General features: G+C 44.2%; 18 protein-coding genes. 12 read left to right on the forward strand and 6 right to left on the reverse strand.

Features of this window, described 5'->3' with window-relative positions:
* Positions 1 to 521: 521 nt before the first annotated feature.
* Entirely contained in the window at positions 522 to 2,087 is a 1,566-nt protein-coding gene (gene dnaA, locus ACN08Z_RS01205; RefSeq protein WP_419102835.1) for a chromosomal replication initiator protein DnaA, read from the reverse strand.
* Positions 2,088 to 2,606: 519 nt separating this feature from the next.
* Between dnaA and rpmH the strand changes: the two genes are divergently transcribed.
* From rpmH to ACN08Z_RS01250, 9 genes are all read left to right on the forward strand, one after another.
* Positions 2,607 to 2,744 (forward strand): 50S ribosomal protein L34, encoded by a 138-nt coding sequence (rpmH, locus tag ACN08Z_RS01210; RefSeq protein WP_419101264.1) that lies wholly within the window; start codon positions 2,607 to 2,609, stop codon positions 2,742 to 2,744.
* A gap of 64 nt (positions 2,745 to 2,808) precedes the next feature.
* Positions 2,809 to 3,231 carry a ribonuclease P protein component gene (gene rnpA, locus ACN08Z_RS01215; protein WP_419102803.1) on the forward strand — a complete coding sequence of 141 codons (423 nt, stop codon included), beginning with the start codon at positions 2,809 to 2,811 and terminating at the stop codon, positions 3,229 to 3,231.
* Positions 3,228 to 3,608 carry a membrane protein insertion efficiency factor YidD gene (yidD, locus tag ACN08Z_RS01220; protein WP_419102804.1) on the forward strand — a complete coding sequence of 127 codons (381 nt, stop codon included), beginning with the start codon at positions 3,228 to 3,230 and terminating at the stop codon, positions 3,606 to 3,608. The genes rnpA and yidD overlap by 4 nt, the downstream gene beginning before the upstream one ends.
* 52 nt (positions 3,609 to 3,660) lie before the next feature.
* A complete protein-coding gene (gene yidC, locus ACN08Z_RS01225) occupies positions 3,661 to 4,638 on the forward strand; it encodes a membrane protein insertase YidC (protein ID WP_419102805.1) in 978 nt (325 codons plus the stop codon).
* Positions 4,639 to 4,643: 5 nt separating this feature from the next.
* Positions 4,644 to 5,186 carry a protein jag gene (locus ACN08Z_RS01230; RefSeq protein WP_419102806.1) on the forward strand — a complete coding sequence of 181 codons (543 nt, stop codon included), beginning with the start codon at positions 4,644 to 4,646 and terminating at the stop codon, positions 5,184 to 5,186.
* Positions 5,187 to 5,831: a 16S rRNA (guanine(527)-N(7))-methyltransferase RsmG gene (gene rsmG / locus ACN08Z_RS01235; RefSeq protein WP_419102807.1), complete on the forward strand. Its 645-nt coding sequence runs from the start codon at positions 5,187 to 5,189 to the stop codon at positions 5,829 to 5,831.
* Between the two features lie 337 nt (positions 5,832 to 6,168).
* Positions 6,169 to 7,146, forward strand: coding sequence for a ParA family protein (locus ACN08Z_RS01240; RefSeq protein ID WP_419102836.1), 978 nt, complete (start codon positions 6,169 to 6,171; stop codon positions 7,144 to 7,146).
* 192 nt (positions 7,147 to 7,338) lie between these two features.
* The gene (locus ACN08Z_RS01245) at positions 7,339 to 8,451 is read left to right on the forward strand and encodes a ParB/RepB/Spo0J family partition protein (RefSeq protein WP_419102808.1); all 1,113 of its coding nucleotides are present in this window, start codon (positions 7,339 to 7,341) and stop codon (positions 8,449 to 8,451) included.
* A 356-nt stretch (positions 8,452 to 8,807) separates the two neighbouring features.
* The gene (locus ACN08Z_RS01250; protein ID WP_419102809.1) at positions 8,808 to 10,466 is read left to right on the forward strand and encodes an alpha-keto acid decarboxylase family protein; all 1,659 of its coding nucleotides are present in this window, start codon (positions 8,808 to 8,810) and stop codon (positions 10,464 to 10,466) included.
* Positions 10,467 to 10,531: 65 nt separating this feature from the next.
* Here ACN08Z_RS01250 and trxA read toward each other — a convergent pair whose 3' ends face one another.
* The 5 genes from trxA to ACN08Z_RS01275 all read right to left on the reverse strand — a co-directional run bounded on the left by trxA (position 10,532) and on the right by ACN08Z_RS01275 (position 15,612).
* Positions 10,532 to 10,855, reverse strand: coding sequence for a thioredoxin (trxA, locus tag ACN08Z_RS01255; RefSeq protein WP_419102810.1), 324 nt, complete (start codon positions 10,853 to 10,855; stop codon positions 10,532 to 10,534).
* Positions 10,856 to 10,894: 39 nt separating this feature from the next.
* On the reverse strand, positions 10,895 to 11,848 hold the full coding sequence (gene trxB, locus ACN08Z_RS01260; RefSeq protein ID WP_419102837.1) for a thioredoxin-disulfide reductase: 954 nt from the start codon (positions 11,846 to 11,848) through the stop codon (positions 10,895 to 10,897).
* Between the two features lie 221 nt (positions 11,849 to 12,069).
* Complete coding sequence (locus ACN08Z_RS01265) at positions 12,070 to 13,314, reverse strand: serine/threonine protein kinase (RefSeq protein ID WP_419102811.1); 1,245 nt, start codon at positions 13,312 to 13,314, stop codon at positions 12,070 to 12,072.
* A 97-nt stretch (positions 13,315 to 13,411) separates the two neighbouring features.
* Positions 13,412 to 15,073 (reverse strand): murein biosynthesis integral membrane protein MurJ, encoded by a 1,662-nt coding sequence (murJ, locus tag ACN08Z_RS01270; protein ID WP_419102812.1) that lies wholly within the window; start codon positions 15,071 to 15,073, stop codon positions 13,412 to 13,414.
* Positions 15,074 to 15,105: 32 nt separating this feature from the next.
* Positions 15,106 to 15,612 carry an NUDIX hydrolase gene (locus ACN08Z_RS01275; RefSeq protein WP_419101276.1) on the reverse strand — a complete coding sequence of 169 codons (507 nt, stop codon included), beginning with the start codon at positions 15,610 to 15,612 and terminating at the stop codon, positions 15,106 to 15,108.
* 91 nt (positions 15,613 to 15,703) lie between these two features.
* Between ACN08Z_RS01275 and ACN08Z_RS01280 the strand changes: the two genes are divergently transcribed.
* The 3 genes from ACN08Z_RS01280 (at position 15,704) to ACN08Z_RS01290 (ending at position 19,209) form a co-directional block, all read left to right on the forward strand.
* On the forward strand, positions 15,704 to 17,125 hold the full coding sequence (locus ACN08Z_RS01280; RefSeq protein ID WP_419102813.1) for a CCA tRNA nucleotidyltransferase: 1,422 nt from the start codon (positions 15,704 to 15,706) through the stop codon (positions 17,123 to 17,125).
* Between the two features lie 222 nt (positions 17,126 to 17,347).
* Positions 17,348 to 18,394, forward strand: coding sequence for an ABC transporter ATP-binding protein (locus ACN08Z_RS01285; RefSeq protein ID WP_419102814.1), 1,047 nt, complete (start codon positions 17,348 to 17,350; stop codon positions 18,392 to 18,394).
* Positions 18,394 to 19,209 carry an ABC transporter permease gene (locus ACN08Z_RS01290; RefSeq protein ID WP_419102815.1) on the forward strand — a complete coding sequence of 272 codons (816 nt, stop codon included), beginning with the start codon at positions 18,394 to 18,396 and terminating at the stop codon, positions 19,207 to 19,209. Before ACN08Z_RS01285 ends, ACN08Z_RS01290 begins: the two co-directional genes overlap by 1 nt.
* The last annotated feature ends 4 nt before the right edge of the window (positions 19,210 to 19,213 follow it).

Genomic DNA, 19,213 nt, shown 5'->3' on the forward strand with positions numbered 1-19,213 from the left:
ACTAGCAAAAACCCGTTGATTTTAGCGACGTTCTCGTTGGTTCATTGCGAGGATGTTTTCTAAAAACTCATGGTGTTGAAAGAAGAACATCTGATAGTCAAATTACAGCCTTTTAATTTTCAAAACAACAATAAGATTCTAGAAACAACATATTTCTGTAATTACAAAGTGCACTTAACCCCTTGGAACACGAGAAGAAAAAATGTAATTACAGAGTTCAAGACCTCCGCAGGAAGCAGAGAAAATGTTATTTGGATGTTTTTCTCTTTAAGGAAGTAGTGTTAATAACGGGTGTGGATTATGTGGAAAACCATTATCAACCGCGAGAATCTAGGGTTTTAGATGTTGATAAGATGTGTTTTAATAATGACTATTAAGTGAATCTATTGTGAATGAATATTTATACCGTATAAGCAATCCACTTAAAACGCATAACTATACACTTAACGTCCACATTTTAAGACCTTAAGTCACACAAGTTATCCACAGGGTCGATATTTTTGTTATTAAGCTTGTCAGAGCTACTTTTGAGACCTTTGAGCCTGCTTAATCTTATTGGTGAGCTCATTGACCTGATTAAAAATCTGGTGTCTCTCCGCCATTAACGTCCTAATCTTCCGATCGGCATGAATCACCGTTGTATGGTCACGCCCACCTAACTCTTGACCAATTTTAGGAAGCGACATATCCGTTAACTCGCGTAGTAGATACATCGCAATTTGACGTGCAGTCACCAGCGTGCGGGTGCGAGACTTCGACTGCAAATCTTCAATCGAGACATCAAAATAGCTAGCCGTAGCAACAAGAATCTGAGAAGCTGTAATTTCCTGAGCACCATCACTCGTAATAAAATCTTTGAGAACTCTCTCCGCTACAGCTAAATCGATAGGTTGTTTATTCAACGAAGCAAAAGCCGCGACACGGATGAGAGAACCTTCCAGCTCTCTAATGTTGGTGGTGATGTTCGAAGCAATATACTCCATCACATCATCAGGTACCTCAATCGACTCATTCTGAGCTTTCTTCCTCAAAATAGCAATACGAGTCTCTAGCTCTGGTGGCTGAACATCGGTAATGAGTCCCCATTCAAAACGAGAACGCATACGTTCAACGAAACCAGTGAGCATTTTAGGAGGCAAATCAGAAGTAATAACAACCTGCTTCTGATGGTTGTGCAAGGTATTAAAAGTATGGAAAAACTCTTCTTGTGTATGTTCTTTACCCGCTAAAAACTGAATATCGTCAATCAGCAACATATCAACGTTGCGATAAATCTGTTTGAACGAGGAACCTTCGTCATCTCTAATAGAGTTGATGAATTCGTTAGTGAACTCTTCAGAATTGACATAACGTACCCTGAGCTCTGGATAAAGTCTCTTTGCATAATGCCCAATAGCATGAAGCAAATGAGTTTTACCTAAACCTGAGTCTCCATAGATGAAGAGGGGATTATAAGCAGAGGCTGGAGTTTCCGAAACAGCAAAAGCTGCAGCATGAGCAAAACGGTTAGACTGCCCAATCACAAAAGTATCAAAAGTATATTTATCGTTAAGACGGGCAGAGCTCTCCCACACCGATGAAGCTGTTGATGTTTCTGTATTCTGCTTTGGTTGGGGTTGCTCAACGTCCGAAGCAGGCGCCGATTCTTTCCGAATAGGACTCTTGTTTTGTGTAAAGGAAGGGCTTGCCAAACGCCCTTCTGTCTCTATCTCTTGAACATTTGGAACAGAAGTAAAATTCTGAACACTGTTGCTCTCTTGTATTATGTTTGCGGTGTTAGCTGTCGGCGATGAGACTGTCTGCTGAGAAACTTTTGGCTGGGTGAAAGTAAGATCTGGAGTTTCTTCGAGGCTCGTATCAATGACGATAGCTTCAGTTGTTCCCTCTCCAAAAGCATTCTCTAACGCAACTTTGAATTCTTGATTGATTTTTTGCTGAATAACATCTCTCGCGTATTCGCTAGGAACTGCAATCAGCAGCACCGTTCCCATATGAGCTTGAGGTTGAGCTTGCGAAATAAACCCCATCCATCGCGGACTGACACTAGAACGAAGCGCATCCTTGAGATGAGCCCAACGAAGCATCATGTCTTTATGTGATTGCTCGCTCAAGGTGAACTCCTTTTTCAGTCGGTAATGTTGAGATTAAATTTTAGCGCTTAACCACCAAAATCCACAGTTTTCCACAAGGGTTATACACAGAGTGGAAAACTTGTTATTTACACAGTGTATTTCGTGAGGATACTTTGAGACAGTCTATCGAAGAAGTCGTAAATTACAAGAAAATAGCTGTTGATAAGTTACAAAGTGCTATTCTGTGGAAAACTTGACACTTAAGCCTCTTGCGGGAAGTAATCCACAGCTGTTGATGATAAATTGTGCACATGTTGTGATTAAAAACTTAGCTGTGCCTTGCTTGACCACAAGCAATTAAACTCATAGAGTTTTTTAGTCGTATGTGTACGCTCCGAACGCTCTGTTTAGGCAGGGCAATAGTGTGAAAAAACGCTTAGGATGTGTGCTCATCATCAGAAATAAGCGTCAACCTGTTTCTAAACAAATTGGTGAAGGGTTGCGCGCCCCTACCAAACGCTTTGGAGTAACAAAATGAGCAAGCGGACTTTTCAGCCGAATAACCGCCGTCGTGCCAAGAAGCACGGCTTCCGTCTTCGTATGCGCACCCGCGCAGGTCGTGCCATCTTGGCAAACCGCCGCAGCAAGGGTCGCACCGCTCTTTCGGCATAAATTAAACTCCTTCCCTCCTCGACCTCTGGGGGAATCCTAGGAGTCGAAACCGAAAGGAGAACATGTGCTGGCTCAACAGCACCGGATGCGGACAAAAGTCCAATTCGCAGAAACTACACGTTCCGGTGTCCGTTCTGGGCGCCGGAACTTAGTTCTATATGCAACTTCTCACGGTGAATCTCCGACTATTATTGGGTTCATCGTTTCTAAAACTGTTGGAAACGCTGTCACTCGAAACCTTGTTAAAAGAAGATTACGTGCGTTATCAGCTCTCACCCTTAAAAAAATTCCTCAGGGTCATCAAATAGTTATTCGCGCTCTTCCCTCGTCTTCCCACGCCACATGGGAAGAACTATCACAAGATTACGAAAACGCTTTAACCAGCACCCTTGCTAAAATGGCATCACAACAAAATCTGCAGGCAGTAGCACAAAGCCCTGAAACTGCCCCATTATCTTGCGAGAGGAATGCCGAAAACCCATCATGAAGCACTCCTCTCAAAAACAGCAACCAGACCTCTTAGAACAAGCGCCGCATGAATTTGTACGACCGCAATCTGTACAACATGCTCTATGGACACTACCGCAGAACTTTCTCATTGCTGTACTAAAAATCTATCGAGCAGTCATCTCACCGCTTTACGGAAATGTTTGTAAGTACTACCCAAGCTGTTCAGCTTATGCCTTAGAATCATGCCTTCGACACGGAGCAACTAAAGGACTATCGCTTACTGTTCGCAGGCTTCTACGCTGTCACCCCTGGGCAGCTGGCGGACTTGATGAAGTACCGGCAGGAAAACAGAATTTTCCTGCCGGAAAAGAACCTAAAATTGTTCTTTTAAACCACCCTCAAGACTACCTATAAACCATCTTCATACAGACCAAACTAACAGGCTCAACGAGCCAAGGAGAACTCGATGTTTGACGTCATCCTCTGGCCCTTTAAATGGATTGTTTCCTTTATTCTCTGGGTATTCCATTCACTTTTCACCACATTAGGATTAGACCCCACTTCCGGTCTGACCTGGGTTCTTGCCATTGTCGGGCTAACACTCGTCATGCGAACCCTGACAATCCCTCTATTCCTTAAACAGATTAAATCTATGCGAGGAATGCAAGAACTTCAGCCAGAATTTGCAAAGCTGAAGAAAAAATATCAGGGTAAAACAGACCAGCTCTCACGCCAAGCTATGGCACAAGAACAAATGGCCCTGTACAAAGAACGCGGTGCTAACCCGCTGTCTTCGTGCTTCCCTATCTTGGCTCAGATGCCAATCTTCTTTGGCCTCTTTGAAGTTCTAAGAGGCATCCCTCATGCAGCAGAAAAGCACGAAGGCATCTTAATGCTTTCTAGCGATCTGGTGAAACAGTTCAACGATTCCTATATTTTCGGACAGGTTCCGCTCTTCTCTACGATGCTGAACCCCGGAAATGGAAACCACGCAAGCACCATTATTGTTGCTGGTACTCTCGTTGTGTTGATGTCTGTGTCCATGTTCGTATCTCAGAAACAACTGGGTGCTAAAAACATGTCCGACGCTGCTAAAGAATCTCCCATGTACCGTCAACAGCAGATGATGATTTACATCTTCCCTGTCATCTTCTTGATTTCTGGCATCAACTTCCCTATCGGTGTTCTCGTGTACTGGACTGTTTCAAATATTTGGTCTGTAGGTCAGCAATGGTGGGTTATCCGTAATAACCCAACACCTGGGTCCCAAGCAGAACGAGAGCTCAACGCTCGTCGCGCCGAAAAAGGTTTACCACCAGTTGGTAAAACCAAAGAACAATACGAAGAAGAACTACAAAAAGCACGTGAACGTGCAGCTCAGGGACAGCGTCAGCAACCTATGAGCAAAAAACGTCAGCGTCAGCAACAGAAAAAGAAGAACTAGTTTTAATGGAGCAACTTGTGGAAGAAACACCTGTGTCTGAAGAACACGAAAACTACGAGGAAAAAGACCACCTTAAATACCTCGAAGATGAAGGCGATATTGCGGCAGATTATCTTGAAGAACTCCTAGATATTGCTGATATCGATGGAGATATCGATATCGAGATTCGTAATAATCGCACGTATCTTTCTGTTATTAGTGAAGACAGCGAGAACGAACAACTTAAAGCTCTTATCGGTAAACGAGGAAATACTCTTGCTGCCTTGCAAGAACTCGTACGTTTATCAGTGCTTGCCTCTACCGGAAACCACTCCCGCCTAGTTCTTGATATTGGTGAGTACCGCGCAAAGCGCATTAAGCGAGCTACTTCTATGGCATTAGAAGCTATCGCACAGGTCAAAGAGACGGGGGAGGATTACCACTTAGAGCCTTTGAGTGCTTATGAGCGGAAGCTCGTTCATGATCTTGTTGCTGAAAACGGTCTTTACTCAGAGTCTGAAGGAGAAGGGGCAGGACGTCATATCGTTATTTCTGTCCCGGAGGCATAAATGGCTCAAGATATCCTTCCGGAACTCACCGGTGCTGAAAGAACTGCTGCGGAAAAGATCTTTGGTCAGAGACTTCCACTTGCCCAGCGCTACGTAGAGCATCTTGCAACGAGTGGCATCGAAAGAGGTCTTATTGGTCCTCGAGAAGTGCCTCGTTTGTGGGGGCGTCACGTCCTAAACTGTGCAGTGGTACAAGAATATATTGAGAAAGACGCTTCAATTGCCGATGTAGGCTCCGGTGCGGGCCTTCCAGGGCTTTGTTTAGCTATTGCTCGCCCAGATCTTGATATTACGCTGATAGAGCCTCTGGAGCGTCGTGTCATATGGCTTGATGAAGTCGTTGAAGACTTGGGTCTAGATAACGTAACGATTTTACGTTCGCGTGCTGAACAAGCGGTAGGCATGGTCGACGTCGAGTACGTAACGGCTCGTGCTGTCTCCGCCTTGGTCGGGCTTGTTGATATTACCCTTCCGATTCTTCGTGGTACTGGCGAATTGCTTGCTATTAAAGGGCGTTCTGCGGGAGAAGAAATTACGAAAGCAAAGAAGAAGCTCAATAAGTATGGTGCTCGCACGGTCGAAGTGCTTAGTGCTGGCGATCAGCTCCTTGCTGAGCCAACTACTATTGTGAGGGTTTCTCTCTAATACACGTTCGCCGGTAGGCGGATTTTCATCGTCGGTGGTGTTGATATTACAAAATATCAACACCACCGTTTTTATGTATGGTGAAGATTCTGTTTTTGGTATAAACGCTGGAAAGCTATGAATCGTATGTGTTCTACTATGAGAAATCTTATCGTAAAACAACTTTTATAAGTTTTTATTTATAGATACTGTCGAGATGTTGTACGTGAACAGGTAATCTAAATATCACCCTCACATAATAGTGCCGAACCTTCCATATTGCTCTTGAGGGGAGAAAGATGGGATTGGCTGGAATTTCATGAATGAAAAAATAGCAATCAATATTCCTGATTTTGGAATGCCTCCGGAGCCCCATGAGAGTGTGGGTTCTTCTCAATTGGATCGAGGTCGTGTTTCACGTGAAACACGCCAGAAATTAGAGAAACAAGTGCAAGATAAAGGGCTGAACACTCTGGTTTCTCCAGAGGTTTTGAGCGAGAAAACAAAACTTAAAGAACTGGAACAAATCGTGTTGAATCGGCCAGAAAGAACTCGCATATTTGCTGTTTCTAACCAAAAAGGTGGCGTTGGGAAAACAAGTACCGCCGTCAACTTAGCAGCTGCTCTCGCAACTAAAGGAATGAACGTTCTTGTGATTGACAGTGACCCTCAAGGAAACGCTTCGACCGCTTTGGGTATTGATCACGGAAATGATACACCTAGCGTCTATGACGTACTCATTGACGAATTGCCTTTATCTGAGATTGTTAAACCTTGTCCAGATATCAAACAGCTCTGGTGTGCGCCTGCAACTATCGACCTTGCCGGAGCTGAAATTGAACTTGTATCAATGGTTGCTCGTGAAAATCGGTTGAGGGGAGCTATCCAAGAATATAAACAATGGCGAGACCGCGAAGGATCGGAGCGCCTTGACTATGTTTTTATTGACTGTCCACCCAGTCTTGGGTTACTGACGGTTAATGCTTTTGTTGCCGCTCAAGAAGTTCTCATTCCGATTCAATGTGAATATTATGCGCTAGAAGGATTGAGCCAGTTACTTAAAAACATCAAGATGATTCAGAAACACCTGAACGCAGATCTTGCACTGAGTACTATCCTGTTAACAATGTATGACGGAAGAACAAATTTGGCTTCACAGGTCGCTGATGAAGTAAGGACTCATTTTCCACGCGAAGTGCTCAACAGTGTTATTCCTCGTTCTGTTCGCATTTCAGAAGCTCCAAGTTATCAGCAGACCGTTATTAGTTACGATGTCTCATCCACGGGCTCTAGAGCGTATATAGAAGCGGCTATAGAAATAGCAAAGAAAAAATAAAAGAATATAAAACTTATATCAGTTGCTATTCTATGATTATTAGGGTAGCAACTGGTATTTTTAATGGAAAATAACGATTAGAATAATCATTCTATTTAAGAGTTTCACGTGAAACATGACATTTTTCTCCCCATGTTTCTGTGAGAACAGATAGACTTAGACGGTCCGTTGAACAAGAGGGAGAATCTTACTATGGCAGAAAAGAAGCGTGGATTGGGTCGCGGTATTGGCGCCCTCATTCCTACTGAAAGCTACTCAGAGAAGGACGTTCAAACGGTGCCAACTGTAGAACATTCATCTCAAGACACTTCTCGTCGTCAAAAAGACCACAAGAATGTTTCACGTGAAACTTCTAAAGTTCCTCAAAAAGATTCAAAGAAAAAACGTGCAGACATGGGAGCAGCTCTTCGTAGTTCGACTTCCAATCGGCGTCCTGTTGACTTTTTCTTCGGGGGAGAAGAACAGTCTGAAAATGGATTAGTCCCTGTTCCTGGTGCTCAATTTGCTGTTCTTAATGTTCACGATATTCACCCCAATCGAAAACAGCCTCGTACTGAATTCAATGAACAAGACATGGAAGAACTTGTTCACTCCGTAAAAGAAATCGGAGTTCTTCAACCTATTGTGGTACGAAAAAGTCGTGAAGGTGGGAAAGAAAAATACGAATTAGTGATGGGAGAGCGTCGCTGGCGCGCCACTCAACGAGCTGGACTCGATACTATTCCTGCTATTGTTCGCGAAACTCATGATGTTGATTTATTGCGCGATGCATTGTTAGAAAACCTTCACCGTAGCCAACTTAATCCTATTGAAGAAGCTGCTGCGTATCAGCAACTTCTTGAAGAGTTCGGAGCTACTCAAGAACAATTGGCACAAAAAATTGGACGTTCTCGCTCATTGATTGCGAACACTATTCGCCTTCTTAAACTTCCTGCTCTTGTTCAACGTCGAGTAGCTGTAGGTGTTCTGTCCTCTGGACATGCTCGAGCGTTATTATCTTTGAGAACTCATGCTGAGATGGAGAAGCTTGCTCAAAAAATTGTTAATGAAGGTTTATCTGTGCGTGCAGTGGAAGAACTCGTCTCGCATTCAACGGAACAATCTAAGAGAGAACCTAAGGTCGTTCAACCTCAAAAGCATCATGAGCGTTTAGATTATATTGCCGATGCATTTGCTGACAGGCTTGATACAAACGTTAAAATTCAGCTGGGGGCACGTAAAGGGAAAATGACTATTGAATTTGCTTCGGTAGAAGATTTGAACAGAATTATTTCTGTTCTTGACCCAAGTATAGATAAAAAATAGATAGTTTATTTATTAATAAACGGTACGTAAAATAAATTTATTTATTTTACGTACCGTTTGTTTTATTATTCACGCAGAGCGCTCTCTTGTTTCACGTGAAACATAGGGTGAATATATGGTCATAAGTGTGATATAAAACTTTACAAGTTGTTATATCTGCATTTGTGGTGTACTTTATGCGCAGTTTTCATAGGTGTTTCACATGAAACAGTGGTGAATAGCTGGAATGTCGTTGGTGATTTTATTGCCTATATTTCTCGAACCTTGCAACTTTTTATTCTTTATGTGATTCTAAGTACAGGTAAATTATTTTTACGGTTTTTATATTGTGTTAATCAAAAAGAGACGAGGGTTATATGAGTTATACGGTGAGTGATTATCTATTAGATAGACTTGCAGAGCAAGGTGTTACTGAAATATTTGGGGTTCCAGGAGACTTCAATCTTCAATTTCTGGATCATATCGTAGAGCATAAAAATATATCTTGGGTTGGCAGTGCAAATGAACTTAACGCCGGATATAGTGCAGATGGTTATTCGCGAGTTCGCGGCTTAGGTGCACTCGTAACAACTTATGGTGTTGGAGAACTCTCTGCAATTAATGCTATAGCTGGTTCCTATGCTGAGCACGTGCCGGTGGTTCATATTGTGGGTGCTCCGAGTAAAGAAAACCAAGCAAACCATCTGAAAATGCATCACACTCTAGGAGATGGAGACTTCTCCCATTTTATGAGGATGGCACAGGAGGTTTCTTGCGCTGTAGCAGACCTTGATCATGCCACAGCGACTGCTGAAATTGATCGAGTGATTCGCGAAGTAATAATCCGTCGCCGTCCAGGGTATCTCCTTCTGTCAACCGACGTTGCTCGAGTTGAGACAACTCCGCCTCAAGAGCCGCTCCAAACTGATGTTGCACTCTCTTCGGAAGGTGCTCAAAAAGCCTTTAGGATGGCTCTGAAAGAGGTTATTGCAGGGAAAGAGGTGAGTGTCCTTGCTGATTTGTTAGTACACCGCATGGGTGCACGTGAGCAGCTAAATAATCTCCTTAAGGAAACTGGGTTTCCGCACGCAACATTGATGTGGGGCAAAACTCTCGTTGACGAGAGCGATGCCCAGTTTGCCGGAGTTTATGCCGGTGTAGTTTCTGATCATCGTACAAGGGACGCCATCGAAAATACGGAAGTGCTTATTAGTGCTGGTGTTGAGTTCACAGATTCAACAACCGCAGGATTCTCGCAGAAGCTTCCTCAAAATACTGTTCATATCCGCCCTCAATCGTCACGTATTGGAAATGAGGTTTTCACTCCGTTAACGATTAAAACAGCACTAGAGATTGTGTTAGATGTTGCTCGGGAATATGGTGCTAAGCCGTATCCCCTCCAAAAAGAAGCAGAACAACAATCTCAAAAGATTGATATGAGTGCTCCTTTGACACAAGACATCCTATGGGACTTACTTTCTGGAGAGTTAACCCCCGGAAATATTGTTGTTGCTGATCAAGGAACTTCTTTCTTTGGTATGGCGAATAGAAAATTTCCAGAATCTTCAATGTTTATTGGACAACCGCTCTGGGGATCTATTGGATATAGCCTGCCTGCAATGCTTGGAGCGTCAATAGCTGACAGGGAATCTCGAGGTATTTTGCTAGTGGGTGACGGGTCAGCGCAGCTAACCATCCAAGAAATCGGAACGATGCTGCGTGAAAAAATCAATCCGGTCATTATCCTCATCAACAACGATGGATATACCGTTGAACGCGCTATTCATGGGCCTCAACAGCCTTACAACGATATCCACCGTTATCAATGGGATCTTATTCCTGCAGCATTCGGTGCCGGTAAAGATGATGTTCTCTTGTTTAAAGTCCAAACGGCTCAAGAGTTATTAGACGCTTGTCGTATTACTAATGAAACTCGCGATCGGATGGTGTTTATGGAAATTATCATGGATAAAGATGACGTACCTCAGTTGCTCAATGACGTTGCAAAAGCTCTAGCTCGAGCTAATTCTCAATAAAATAAGGGTGTTTGTTGTGTTTCACGTGAAACACAACAAACACCCTTATGCGTAGTTTTTAGTTGCTACAGTCCCAGGAAAGGAGCAAACTCTTTGACGAGAGCTGCCTTAGGTTTTGCGCCAACACTCTGATGAGCAACTTCTCCATCCTTGAAAACATATACTGCAGGAATGGAGGTAATGCCATACTTCATTGCTGTTTCTGGATTGTTCTCCACATCGAGCTTGAGAACTTTAACCTGCTCTGAATATTCTTCAGCAATTTCATCGATGACAGGTCCAAGCATGCGGCAAGGACCGCACCATTCAGCCCAAAAATCAACAATAACGGGTTTCTCAGAGCGAAGAACCTCGTTAGCAAATGTTGCGTCAGTGACTTGATTAGCCATAATTTTTTTCCTTTGGATAGTAGTGAATAAAAATATCTCTTAAGACAAAGATTCAAGATAATGTTGAGCATCCAAAGCTGCCACACAGCCAGAACCTGCAGCCGTAATCGCCTGACGATACGTTGAATCAATAACATCTCCAGCAGCAAAAACACCTGGAATTGAGGTGCGTGAAGAGCGTCCGTCAACAGCGATTGTTCCAGCCTCAGTTAGCTCTAAAACATCTCGCACAAGTGCTGTTCGCGGGTCAGAACCAATAGCAACAAAGACACCATCTACAACGAGCTCGGATTCCTCTGAAGTCTGAGTATTAACCAACGTCAATGAAGATACTTTATCCTCACCGTTAATAGACTGAACAGCGGAATCCCACACCATCTCAATCTTCGGATGATCAAAAGCGCGTTTTTGCATAATCTCCGATGCACGCAAAGTATCGCGACGATGCACCAAATATACTTTTGCTGCGTGATTCGTCAAATAGAGGGCCTCCTCTAATGCAGAATCGCCCCCTCCGATAACAGCAAGAGTCTTCCCCTTGAAGAAAAAACCGTCACACGTTGCACACCATGAAACACCATGACCAGAAAGGCGCTGTTCCCCGTCAACGTTCAACTTACGATATTCAGAACCTGTTGAGATAATGACAGTTTTCGTGAGAAAAGTAGAACCATCACTCAAAATAACTTTCTTAACATCGCCCTCAAGTTCAAGCGATTCAACATCCTCATACCGGACATCAGTACCAAAACGCTCGGCTTGCGCACCAATCGTGGTCATCAATTCAGGACCCTGAATACCGTCAACAAAACCGGGGAAATTCTCTACTTCAGTGGTTGTCATCAAATCGCCACCAGGGGAAACAGATGAGGCAAAAAGAAGGGGACGTAAATTCGCTCGTGCAGCATAAATCGCTGCAGTGTACCCAGCAGGGCCAGAACCAACAATAATGACGTCATGTACATGGCTGTCTTCAGCCTCTGTGACAGACATAGATTCTGGTACTGTAGCGTCCACCTTAATGCCGCTAGGGGCAGAGAAAAGACCACCCAAAGACTCGTTTGGCAAAGTATCCTTCTTTCATTGAAATAATGTTCATCAAATAGAACCACGATGTAGCTCTGATTATTCCAAACTCTTGAGCCTATGTGAACAACTGCCGCCTGATGTAGAACAAGAACACATCAGACGGCAGCCTAAAGAAGAACAGGAACCTATCGAGCTGTTACTTCAGCAATGCGCACACCATAGTTATAACCAGCAATAGGCTGACCCAATAGAGGAGCTTCTGTGAACTTCACCAGAACATACTGAATGCCTTCACCCTGCTTCTTCTGATCAAGCTTGACGTTGACCTTAGGTGCGTTGAAAGAACCCGAACCAACTTCCGTTGCACCATCCAAAGAAGGCGTATTGTTGGTATATACCGTAAAGGCGCCACCTGAACCATTAATCTGTTCAATCGTAAGTTCAGAAACAACGGTACGTTCTTGAAGCTGGAATGCTAATGCGAAAGAATCAGTGGCCCCACCAAAATTAGGTGTTGCAAAACCGTAGCTAATCCATGTGCTTGCAGGATTGCCGTCAAGCATCTGGGGGAGAGTCGCATCCTGATCAGCCATAAAATCGGGGGAAGACGGCACAAGACGGGTAACATTTGTAATCTTTGGTGGGACATGAGAAACACTTGGAGAAGGCGTTTCTGAAGGCTCTGAGGACTTCTTCTGTGATGGGGTAGCCGTAGCAGAAGCACTAACAGCCGTTACATTCTCGTTTTCGCTTTTCTTTGAAACCATGCCGTTGATGGAAGAGAAAACAATAGCTACACCCAAAACAAGAAGAATAATAGCGGCGATAGCTACAATCCACACTCCACCAGAACGCTGATCGTCTTCATCGTCAAATTCTGGTTCGTCAGGGTAATCGTACTCATCGTATTCTTCCTCGTAAGAAGATTCTTCAACAGTGTCTGGTGCTAGAGTCTCCTGATCATCAACAGCCCGTGTTGCAGAAATTGAGGTATCTTCTGGGGCAGGTTTTGATGCTTCTGCATAAGGAGTTTTTCCAGTTGTGACCTCGTCCCCAAAAATTTCTTGCCCTAGAGCTTCTTGAGTTTCGGAGGATGCGGCTACCGCCGAAGAATCTGCCAAAAGATTTTCTAGAAGTGCTTCTGGTCGGGAAAATGACGTTACAAGGTACGTTCTGCCTTCACTATTTCCCAAATCAAGAACCTGAATAGGAGAACGTGAAGTCGTTGCGACAAGGCGTGCATTAGCAATGAGCCGATCATTATGAGCGGGAGAAGCTACCACAATAGATACACGTCTATTGAGAACCTGGTCTTTACCTTCCAAAACTGCGTCGCCGTGCTCGGTCTGTGCAATAGCAGCTGTGACGCGATAACGCTCACCCAGAACAGTGTTGATAGCAATGGGACGGGAGGAATGTGAATGAGACAAGGTAGCCCTCCAAGGCTCTAAAAATTTAATACGGTGATTCTCTTCTGAATCTTACCTGTTATGACGAGGTGTTGGGTTCTGTCCGTTGAAAATAAATCTATATTTTGTGTCGAGATTGGTGACGTTGTGGCATCAATTTTCGTGCAATCGGGGAGATTAAAGAATCCAGCTCCTTGACTCTGAAGATTTGCAGAGCAATGTAGTAAGCCAAAGACATAATACTTCCGCCCACAGCAATGGTGATGAGGGCAGGCGTCGTCCCTGACCATGCGAACCCATCGAATGAGTATCCGCCTAATATCCAGAGGATGAGCGAACCAAAAATACCTGCAACAAAGGAAGCTAATCCAACACGAGCATGGGTGGAAAGAATGTTCATTCCATCGTAGTCCCCAAGATATTTTTTGAGGAAAATATGGCTCAAGACAACAGAAAGGACATTTTGTAAGGCATAAGCTGCTGCCAGTCCGAAGACGATGTAATGCGGGTTGAGCTGGGAGGCGATGAATCCCATTCCGACAATGACTACTGCGGAGATGAACTGAATAATAAATGGGGTTTTTGCGTCTTCTCGTGCATAGAGAACTCTTCCCATCATAAAAGAAATAGTGAGGAAAGGGCCGCCCAAGGCAATAATGCAAATAGTTTGAGCAATGAGGGCTGCAGAAATATTATTTCCATTACCAAATAATACGCCTACAGGTCCTGAGAAAACAATAAGAGCTACAGATAAGAAAATTGTTGCAATAGAAGAAACTCTCAAACCGGAGGATAAAGCATGCACTACATTTTGATGATTATTCTCTTGTGATGCATGGGACATTTTATTGAAAAGATATGTTGCAATAGATAATCCAATAACACCATGAGGTAGTGAATAGAGCATAGATGAATAGTTAAGCGCCTGAATTCCAGGAACAATTTTTCCATCATGAGAAATAACATTTGAAGCAATTTGTATGAGGTAAAAGAATGAAAGGTTAGAAACAATTCCCGTAGCTAGTGTCCACACTGCTAACTTGACGGACGCACCAAGACCAATCCCTCTCCACCCAAACTTTGGGCGAATACGAATACCAATACGGCGTAGAGGAATAAGAAGCACTAACGCTTGAGTTACAACACCTAACGTTGCAGAGCCAGCAAGAACGACCGTCTGAGCAGTGCTCCACGTGTTCACAGTGTGTAACGGCGGGACAGTGTTAGTTTGTTGACCAAAAACATTGATAAAGAGGATAAGGGCAATAATCGCTACCACATTGTTGATCACTGGGGACCACATGAACCAGCCAAAAGCCCCTCGGGCATTGAGGACCTGACCAATGATGGTGTAAAAACCGTAGAAGAAAATTTGGGGAAGACACCATAACGCAAAGATGAGCCCTAAAGTGCGTTGTTCTTCCGTCCATGTTCGCCCCATGACGGAGATAATAGGCACAGAACACGCTACGACAACGATGGTAACAGCGGCTATACCGACAGTAGCTAGGGTAACTAACCGAGAAATAAAATCGGAACCGCCGTCATCATGTTTTGCGGCTTTGATAATCTGTGGGACAAGAACAGCGTTAAAAATACCTCCAGCAACAAGAACATAAATCAAGTTAGGTAGGGTGTTTGCTGTTTCAAAAATCGTTCCCATTGCGGTTCCGGTGCCGATAGCAACGGTAATGAGAATGGTTTTAACGAACCCGAGAATACGGGAAACCATCGTCCCTGATGCCATAATTGCGCTAGATACTGCACCTGTACGTGCCACGTTGTGCCCTTAATCTTTGCTGAGAGAGCTGCTCACGAGGAGAGCTGGTGAATAATATATTCGCGCGCAATCTCGGCAATTCGTCGTTCGTTCGAAAATGAGAGTTTACGCCCTAAATCGTCAATGTTAACCCAATCGACGGCAATTGCCTCATGATCTGGATCTTTTTCTGTGGTGAGATATCCTCCCGTGGCCGCTAAAAGGTAATGATGAACTGTTTTATGTACTCTGCGACCGCCAACAGTAAACCAGTAGTCAATACTTCCTAGAGGGGAAAGAACCTGACCAGAAATTCCTGTTTCTTCTTCGATTTCGCGTGTTGCCGCTTGAGCGTTATTTTCTGACCCTTCGGGATGTCCCTTGGGTAAACACCACTCTAAACGTCCTCCGCGGTTCATTCTGGCAATAATAGCTACAGGAAAATTAGGCTTGTCAAGATCGACGATAACACCTCCTGCAGAGACTTCTTCTACCGTCGGCAAGAGAGAAATAGGGGTTATTGCCCGCTTCTTGGGAGCCCGAGGTATAGGAAAAGTCATGTCTCTACCTTAACCGATGAAATGAGTCTATGCCTGATTATTGTGTGGGATACGGGTATAACGGTCATTTATCTGGCACGATGGTATGACTATGGCGCATCTTTTTGACTCTTCTATTATTGACCCCATCGCTCTATCTCTTGGTGAGCTTTTTGCACAGTCTGGGTATGAACTCTCTCTGGTGGGCGGTCCTGTTCGAGATCTTTTCCTTGCTCAAAAAGCGACGGACTTAGATTTTACGACGAATGCGACCCCTGATCAGATTCTAGAAATTGTTGATGATTGGGCTGACACAACATGGGAAATTGGTAAGGAATACGGAACTATTGGTTTGAGGAAAGGCGATGAAACTGTCGAAATTACGACCTATCGGGCAGAAATTTATCGTCACGATTCACGCAAGCCTGTTGTGTCTTTTGGTGATTCTCTAGAAGACGATCTTTTTCGGCGTGACTTTACGATTAACTCTATGGCGTTGCGTCTACCCTCTTTAGAGCTTGTAGATCCTTACGGGGGGTTTAGAGACTTACGTGCTGGTGTCATTCGAACTCCTGGGCGAGCTGAAGATTCTTTCTTAGACGATCCTCTGAGAATGATGAGAGCTGCTCGATTTGCTGCACGCTTTGATATTGATGTGGCTCCTGAAGTCTTTGCTGCGATGAAAAAGATGGCACAGCGTATTGAGATGATATCTGCTGAGCGTGTGCGCGATGAACTCGTCAAATTGGTGACGGCAGCTGCCCCTCGTCGAGGTGTTGACCTTCTGGTTGATTCTGGTCTTGCTGATTATGTTTTGCCTGAAATTCCTGCTCTTAAACTGGAAATTGATGAGCATCATCGTCATAAAGATGTGTATCAACATTCTCTGACGGTTCTTGAACAGGCAGCCGCTCAAGAAACTGACGAGCAGGGCGCGGTGCCTTCTCCTGATTTTATCCTCCGTTTTGCGGCGTTGATGCACGATATTGGTAAGCCTGCTACTCGTAAGTTTGAGAAGAATGGTTCGGTTAGTTTTTTGCACCATGATGTTGTTGGTGCGAAGCTGGTCAAAAAGCGTATGCGTGCGTTGCGTTTTGATAACGATACGACGAGGGCTGTTGCCCGTTTGGTAGAGCTTCATATGCGTTTCTACGGTTATGGTGATGCTGGGTGGAGTGATTCTGCTGTACGTCGTTATGTGCGTGATGCAGGGGCATATCTGGAGCGGTTGCACCGTTTGACGCGTGCTGACGTGACAACGCGTAATAAGCGTAAGGCTCAGCGTATTTCACGTGCTTATGATGATTTAGAACGTCGTATCACGGCTCTCGCTGAGCAAGAGGAGTTGGATGCTATTCGCCCAGATTTGGATGGCGAGCAGATTATGCAGATTTTGGGTGTTTCTCCTGGTCCTGTGGTCGGGCGGGCGTATAAGTATCTGTTGAATGTTCGTTTAGACGAGGGTGTCTTATCTGAAGAAGATGCGCGTGAGCGTTTAGTGTCATGGGCTAAAGACGAAGGAATTCTCTCCTAATGATATGGGTAACCCCTTGTGGGATTACATATTCTTGATATGGAATATTTAATCCCACAAGGGGTTAGAACTTTAATCGGATGTTTTTATCGTCAATTATTATGCTTATTCAAGGGAAAAAATAAGGTTCCTCCTTAGGGAGGATGTACTCCTGCAATGGACTTCGTAGAATGATGAACATAAACCACTTCATACTCTACGCTCAGAATAAGGAGCGATACTATGCTAGAAGTTCATGAACTGACTAAACGCTACGGAGCAAAAAAGGCCGTAGACAATATTAGTTTCAGTGTCCCTGACGGAAAAGTTACTGGATTCCTTGGCCCTAACGGTGCTGGAAAATCAACCACGATGCGCATGATTGTTGGTCTTGAAAAACCAACTTCAGGGCAAGCCCTTGTAGAAGGAAAACTCTATAAAACGCTTACCTCACCGGTGTCCTCAGTGGGTGCTCTTTTAGACGCTAAAGCTGTACACCCTGGGCGATCTGCTATTCAACATCTGCGCTCGCTTGCTCTCACTCACGGAATCTCGAAGAAGAGAGTCGATGAAGTCATTGAGCTGACAGGACTTAGTGCTGTAGCGCATAAGAAAGTTCGTGGTTTCTCTCTGGGGATGGGGCAACGTTTAGGTATTGCTGTTGCTCTTTTGGGAGATCCTCATAACCTTATTTTTGACGAACCGGTTAACGGGCTTGATCCAGAAGGCGTTATTTGGGTGCGTCACCTTGCTCGTCACCTTGCCTCTGAAGGGCGTTGCGTTCTGATCTCTTCACATTTGATGAGTGAGATGTCTCAGACTGCTGACGAACTCATCGTTATCGGGCAAGGGAAAATCTTGGCTCATTCATCTATTAAAGATTTTCTTGCACGTTCTGCTAACGATACGGTTTTGGTTCGCACGGATGACCGTGAACAGCTGGGTACGCTTCTGCGTGAACGACAGATAACCATAGAGTCTCATGAACTTGATGGGTTGATTATCTCTGGGAGCACTGCGCGAGAAATCGCCAAAATTGCTCAGGAAAATAATGTCCTTCTCCACGAATTGACACCTCAAATTAGCACCTTAGAGGATGTCTATATGGAGCTCACAAAGGACTCTATCGAATATTCTTCAAATGGAATAAAACCTTCTCATCAGAAAGAATTATATGATCCGGTAGGTGTATCTGAATCTATTCCACAAGCCACAAGAGCAACAATGTTTGAAGACAACTCCGCATCAGTTGCCCCTTGGTCAAAGGGTTCTACAAAGGAGACAAAATAATGAGTCAGCACGCTAATGTTCAGGCAACATCACGTAATGTTCTACGTTTTGGTGGAGTGATTCGTTCTGAATTTCTTAAATTTAGAACTCTCACTTCTCACCTCATTATGGGTGCTGTCATCCTCTTAATGATGGCTGGATTTGGTTTTATTGGTGCATTATCTATCAACTACAGTCAAACACTTGGAACCTCGGCTGAGTCTCTGAAACATATGGCTCACGGTGTTGGTGGGGCTGGTATGCCATTTACCAATATGCTTTTTGCTTCATGGGCAGTTATTTTTATTGGTTCTGAATATGCAACGCGGTCAATATATACATCATTGACCGTCGTGCCACGCCGTTCTGTCCTATATCTGGCAAAGTTCATTGTTGTCAGCTTGATTGGGTTCTTCTGGGGTATCCTCTGTGCGGCAACATCTTTTGGTGTAGGTCTTCTAATCTTCAATCCTGATTTGGCACCCGAACTAACCTCAGGGGTTCTGCTGAATTGGGTGGCAGTTGGCCTGTACTGTATGTTCATGTCTTGGATGGGGCTAGGCTTTGGTGCTTTCTTACGTAATAACGCTGGTGGCATTATCTTGGCAGTAATTACTGTCTTGGTAAGCTATATCGTTTTCTTACTGTTCCTGCCTTGGGACTGGGCTAAAGATTTCACAAATTATCTTCCACTTCCAGTAGGAAGTGAACTAATTTCTTATGGTAAGGCTCCTGATGCGAAAATTAGCTACCCAATGGCAGCATCTATCCTTGCTCTATGGGGAGCTGTTCCTGCATTCCTTGGATACCTGCGTTTCCGCTTTACTGATAGCTAAGAAC

The organism is Rothia sp. P7181 (assembly GCF_048513015.1).
Classification (GTDB): Bacteria; Actinomycetota; Actinomycetes; order Actinomycetales; family Micrococcaceae; genus Rothia.

Excerpts from the sequence above, each read along its gene's own strand:
- dnaA (WP_419102835.1), bottom strand. The coding sequence starts at position 2,087 with ATGATGCTTCGTTGGGCTCATCTCAAGGATGCGCTTCGTTCTAGTGTC.
- rpmH (WP_419101264.1), top strand. The coding sequence starts at position 2,607 with ATGAGCAAGCGGACTTTTCAGCCGAATAACCGCCGTCGTGCCAAGAAG.
- yidD (WP_419102804.1), top strand. The coding sequence starts at position 3,228 with ATGAAGCACTCCTCTCAAAAACAGCAACCAGACCTCTTAGAACAAGCG.
- yidC (WP_419102805.1), top strand. The coding sequence starts at position 3,661 with ATGTTTGACGTCATCCTCTGGCCCTTTAAATGGATTGTTTCCTTTATT.
- ACN08Z_RS01230 (WP_419102806.1), top strand. The coding sequence starts at position 4,644 with ATGGAGCAACTTGTGGAAGAAACACCTGTGTCTGAAGAACACGAAAAC.
- rsmG (WP_419102807.1), top strand. The coding sequence starts at position 5,187 with ATGGCTCAAGATATCCTTCCGGAACTCACCGGTGCTGAAAGAACTGCT.
- ACN08Z_RS01240 (WP_419102836.1), top strand. The coding sequence starts at position 6,169 with ATGCCTCCGGAGCCCCATGAGAGTGTGGGTTCTTCTCAATTGGATCGA.
- ACN08Z_RS01245 (WP_419102808.1), top strand. The coding sequence starts at position 7,339 with ATGGCAGAAAAGAAGCGTGGATTGGGTCGCGGTATTGGCGCCCTCATT.
- ACN08Z_RS01250 (WP_419102809.1), top strand. The coding sequence starts at position 8,808 with ATGAGTTATACGGTGAGTGATTATCTATTAGATAGACTTGCAGAGCAA.
- trxA (WP_419102810.1), bottom strand. The coding sequence starts at position 10,855 with ATGGCTAATCAAGTCACTGACGCAACATTTGCTAACGAGGTTCTTCGC.
- trxB (WP_419102837.1), bottom strand. The coding sequence starts at position 11,848 with ATGTCTGTCACAGAGGCTGAAGACAGCCATGTACATGACGTCATTATT.
- ACN08Z_RS01275 (WP_419101276.1), bottom strand. The coding sequence starts at position 15,612 with ATGACTTTTCCTATACCTCGGGCTCCCAAGAAGCGGGCAATAACCCCT.
- ACN08Z_RS01280 (WP_419102813.1), top strand. The coding sequence starts at position 15,704 with ATGGCGCATCTTTTTGACTCTTCTATTATTGACCCCATCGCTCTATCT.
- ACN08Z_RS01285 (WP_419102814.1), top strand. The coding sequence starts at position 17,348 with ATGCTAGAAGTTCATGAACTGACTAAACGCTACGGAGCAAAAAAGGCC.
- ACN08Z_RS01290 (WP_419102815.1), top strand. The coding sequence starts at position 18,394 with ATGAGTCAGCACGCTAATGTTCAGGCAACATCACGTAATGTTCTACGT.